The organism is uncultured Corynebacterium sp., from assembly GCF_937999985.1.
Taxonomy (GTDB): Bacteria; Actinomycetota; Actinomycetes; order Mycobacteriales; family Mycobacteriaceae; genus Corynebacterium.
This window is the reverse complement of the sequence record NZ_CALLDG010000033.1, coordinates 1-4,507: the sequence shown is the minus strand read 5'-3', so window position 1 is coordinate 4,507 and position 4,507 is coordinate 1. Positions and strand designations below refer to the sequence as shown.

At 65.2% G+C, this 4,507-nt stretch carries 4 protein-coding genes; 2 read left to right on the top strand and 2 right to left on the bottom strand.

The genetic code is table 11. The features are described 5' to 3' along the window. Together ppc and secG are read left to right on the top strand one after the other, a co-directional pair. A partial coding sequence (gene ppc, locus Q0331_RS01455) for a phosphoenolpyruvate carboxylase (protein WP_298074238.1) occupies nt 1–2,429 on the top strand: 2,429 nt, incomplete at its 5' end. Between the two features lie 149 nt (nt 2,430–2,578). Then, nucleotides 2,579–2,818: a preprotein translocase subunit SecG gene (gene secG, locus Q0331_RS01450; RefSeq protein ID WP_034987982.1), complete on the top strand. Its 240-nt coding sequence runs from the start codon at nt 2,579–2,581 to the stop codon at nt 2,816–2,818. A 22-nt stretch (nt 2,819–2,840) separates the two neighbouring features. On the opposite strand, the gene pgl is transcribed toward secG, so the two are convergent. After that, entirely contained in the window at nt 2,841–3,674 is an 834-nt protein-coding gene (gene pgl / locus Q0331_RS01445; RefSeq protein WP_298074236.1) for a 6-phosphogluconolactonase, read from the bottom strand. Further along, nucleotides 3,671–4,507, bottom strand: an 837-nt coding sequence (locus tag Q0331_RS01440; RefSeq protein WP_298074234.1) for a glucose-6-phosphate dehydrogenase assembly protein OpcA, incomplete at its 5' end; no start/stop codon positions are given. The genes Q0331_RS01440 and pgl, both read right to left, overlap by 4 nt.

Sequence of the window (4,507 nt, the reverse complement as noted above, 5' to 3'; positions counted from 1 at the left end):
CGGGGGAGAAGGTTGCCGAGACCATGGCGAACGCTCTGGTGGCGCCCGTTTTAACGGCGCACCCGACGGAAACCCGCCGTCGGACCGTGTTTGACGTGCAGACCGACATCATGAAGATGATGCGCCGGCGCGCACGCGTGCTCAAAGAGTTAAAGCTCAACCCAGATTCGGTGCGTTCGGCCCGCCAGCTGGACGAGATTGAGCTAGTGATCCGCCGCCGGATGACGCTGCTGTGGCAGACGTCCCTGATACGCAGCGTGCGTCCGCGCATCGAGGACGAGATCAAGGTGGGGCTGCGCTACTACGGCATCAGCCTGCTCAGCGAGATCCCGGCCATCAACCGCCGCGTGAACGAGCACATGAAGGAGCAGTACGGCGACGTGGTGCCCCGCACCGCGGTCGTGCGCCCCGGCTCGTGGATCGGTGGCGACCACGACGGCAACCCGTATGTGACGGCGGAAACGGTGGGCATCGCCACGACCTTCGCGGCACGCACCATCTTCGACCACTACCAGAAGACCATCTACGCGCTGGAGCACGAGCTCAGCCTGTCCTCCAAGTTCATTGACACGACCGAAGCGCTAGAGCAGCTGGCGGACCGTGGGCGCAACGATGTGCCCTCCCGCGTGGACGAGCCGTTCCGCCGTGCCCTCCACGGAATGCGCGGGCGCGTGGCGGCCACTGCCAAGCACACCCTGGGCGAGCCGGTGGTTTCCGGCGGCATCCACAAGGGGCATGAGCCCTATGCGAACCCGGCGGAGCTGCTGGCGGACATCGACACGGTGGATCAGGCCCTGCGCCGCTCCATGGACGACCTGCTGGCCGACCACACCCTGGCGGACCTGCGGGAGGCCGTAGAGACCTTCGGCTTTAACCTGTACTCGCTGGATCTGCGCCAGAACTCCGAGAGTTTCGAGAACGTGCTGAAGGAGGTCTTCGCCCGCGCGGGCGTGGCCGAAAACTACGCCGAGCTGGACGAGGATGCGAAGGTGGAGCTGCTGCTGACCGAGCTGGCCAGCCCGCGGCCCCTAGCCACCCCGGAGGCCGAATGGTCGGAGGAGACCGCCCGCGAGCTCGGCATCTTCCGCGCCGCCGCGAAGGCTGCCAAGAAGTTCGGCGCGGAGGTGGTGCCACACTGCATCATCTCTATGGCCTCGTCCGTCTCCGACGTGATCGAGCCGATGATCCTGCTAAAGGAAGTCGGGCTGATCCAGGCGAACGGCGAGCACCCGCAGGGATCCGTTGACATCATCCCGCTGTTCGAGACCATCGACGACCTTGCCGGTGGTGCGGACATCATGCGCCAGCTCTGGCAGCTGCCGCTGTACCGCAACTACGTGGCGGGTCGCGGGGATATCCAGGAGATCATGCTGGGCTACTCCGATTCCAACAAAGACGGCGGCTACTTCGCCGCCAACTGGGCGCTCTACGACGCGGAGTTGGCGCTGGTCGAGGCCTCCCGCGAGGCTGGGCTGTTCCTGCGCCTGTTCCATGGACGTGGCGGCACCGTCGGCCGCGGCGGCGGTCCATCCTACGATGCAATCCTGGCGCAACCGGAGGGCGCGGTCCAAGGCGCGGTGCGCATCACCGAGCAGGGCGAGATCATCTCCGCCAAGTACGGCGACCCCGCCAACGCCTCCCGCAACCTGGAGGCCCTCGTGGCCGCCACCCTGGAGGCCAGCCTGCTGCCCGTCGACGACCTCGACGATCCCGACGTGGCCTTCGAGACCATGCGGCAGATCGCGGAGGAGTCTAGGAGGGCTTACTCCGCGCTGATGCACGAGGACCCGGGCTTCATCGAGTACTTCACCACCTCCACGCCGCTGGCGGAGATCGGCAGCCTGAACATCGGCTCTCGCCCCTCCTCGCGCAAGCAGACCACCGCGGTCTCGGATCTGCGCGCCATCCCGTGGGTGCTCAGCTGGTCGCAGTCGCGCGTAATGCTGCCTGGTTGGTTCGGCGTGGGCAGCGCCCTGAAGCGCTGGATCGAGGATGGTTCATCTGTATCTGGTGACGCCACCTCGCGCCTCAACTACCTACGGGAGCTCCACAGGCGCTGGCCTTTCTTCGACTCGGTGCTTTCAAATATGGCCCAGGTGATGTCTAAGGCGGACCTTTCCATCGCGCAGCTGTACTCCGAGCTGGTGGGCGATAGGGAGGCGGCGGAGCGCATCTTCGACGTGATCGTCGAGGAGTACAAGCTGACCGTGGAGATGTTCCTGCAGATCACGGAGCGGGAAACCCTTCTGGCGGACAACCCGGAGCTGGTCAGCTCCGTGCGCAACCGCTTCCCGTATCTGGTGCCGCTGAACCTGCTGCAGGTGGAGTTGCTGCGCCGCTTCCGCGCCGGCGACGATTCCGATAGCGTGCGCTCAGGCATCCAGCTGACGATGAACGGTTTGGCCACCGCGCTGCGCAACTCGGGTTAGGTAACTCGAGCTAGCAAGGGGCTAGAAGGGGGCTAGAACTCCGCACCCCGCGTGGCAGGTTGTCACGCGGGGCCTACAGCGGGTAAATTCGTGGTGTTAATTGAAAGTTTTAGTTAGTCGATTTCAAAAGAAGAGTTGAGGGTAGGGCATTGATCCTAACGCTGCAGATCATCCTGGTTATCACCAGCTTGCTGATGGGCCTTTCCGTGTTGCTGCACAAGGGTAAGGGCGGCGGCCTGTCCAGCCTGTTCGGTGGCGGCATGCAGTCCAACCTGTCCGGTTCCACCGTGGCGGAGAAGAACCTGGATCGCCTGACCGTGGGCACCGCAGTGATCTGGCTGCTGGCCCTGATCGGCCTGAACCTGGTTCTGCACTACGGCCTGGCCTAGAAGGCCAGACCGCTTAAACAACTTAAAGCAGTGGGTTGGCGGCCTCGTCAACCCACAGCAGCGTCGCCTCCGTTCCGGAGGCCAAAGCTGCGGGCCATTCGGCGCCATTGCCGCCGTTGAACACCTGGCCCGCAGCTTCTTTCTTTTCCTCACCGCTGACTAGCAGCCACACCTGTCGGGAGCGGTTGACTGCCTGCATGGTCAGGCTAATGCGCTCCGCCGGGGGCTTCGGACATTCGCGCACCGCCACTACCGAACCCTCGGCGTGCAGTAGCGCGTCGGTGTGCGGGAACAGCGAATTGATGTGTCCCTCTGGCCCCATTCCCAGCAGGTGGATATCGAAGCCCTCGGGAGCCACCTGATCCACCGTCTTACCGTAGAACTCCGCGGCGGCATCCAGCGCCGGGCCGTCGGGTTCCTCGCCGGCGGCCAAGGCCGGAACACGGAATACGTTCAGCGAAGGGATGTTCACGTGGCGCAGCAGAGCATCGAAGGCCTGCTTGTCGTTGCGCTCCGCGTTGCCGGCGGCCAGGAAGCGCTCGTCGCCGAAGAAGACATATACCTGGGACCAGTCAATCGCAGTGACGGGGAAGTCCTCCGCCGTCTGCTGCGCCGCATGGTCCAGGGCGGCGATCTCCGCCAGGGTGGCGATGCCCGCACCGCCGCCGGTGAGCACCACGCGGACGATGCCGTCGCCCGTCACTGTGTCCCCGGTGCGCTGCAGTTCTGCCACGGTGTTGATGAATTCGCGGGCCGCGGCGGTTGCCAGGTCCTGTTTGTTGTCGCGGGGGCGCAGCTCCACCCCCGTCTTGTCGCTGACAACTGCGGTGCGGCGGTTATTCTGCGTGGGCTTCATCGTAAAGACTCCTGACCATCGAAGGTGTTATAGGTTTCGCGGGCATCGCGGGAGGTCCAGCGGTCCAGCTTGTCCTCCTGCGAGCTGGGGGATTGCACGCCACGATACTGGGAAGTGCGGGGACCACGATCCGGACGGTTCACGCGCACCAGGCCGCGGAGGGCATGCCCGAAGGCGTAGTCCGGGTCCAGGTGGCGCAGCTCCTCGGCCAAGCAATCGGCCAGTGCACGCCTGCCGAGGGTGACCATAGACTTCTGGTCGCCGACGGTCAGCGAAACCGTGTTGGCGTCAACAACCTCAACCTCAATGGCTCCCACCTGGCGGTACAGCACCGCCTTCTCGATAGAGATCAGGCGTTTGCCTTCCGCGTCCTCGCCATAGCGACCATCGACCGTAACGTGCCTGGTCAAAGGCACATCCAGGCGCTCCGCCAGCCAGCCGGCTGCGATGTCCACGGACGGGTCGTGCTTCGGCCCCCACACCTCGGCGGACACGATCGGGTGGTGCGGCGGCTGATCCAGTGCGGAGGCCAGGAGCCCACGCCACAGGGTGATGCGACTCCACACCATGTCCGAATCCCCGCGGGTGTACGTCATGCGACGGCGGTAGAGGGCATCCTCGTCCTCGTCCGTCAGCGAGTCGGTGATGCGGCGAGTCGCCAGCGCGCCGATGGGGTCGGCGGCCGGGTTGCGCGGGCCAGTGCCAGGCCACCAGGCCACGATCGGAGTATCGGGCAGCAGCAGGGGAGTCACGACGGAGGCGCGGTTGGCGGACAGCTCGCCGTGCAGGTGCATGATGATGATTTCGGAGGCGCCAGCATCGCCGCCAATGCG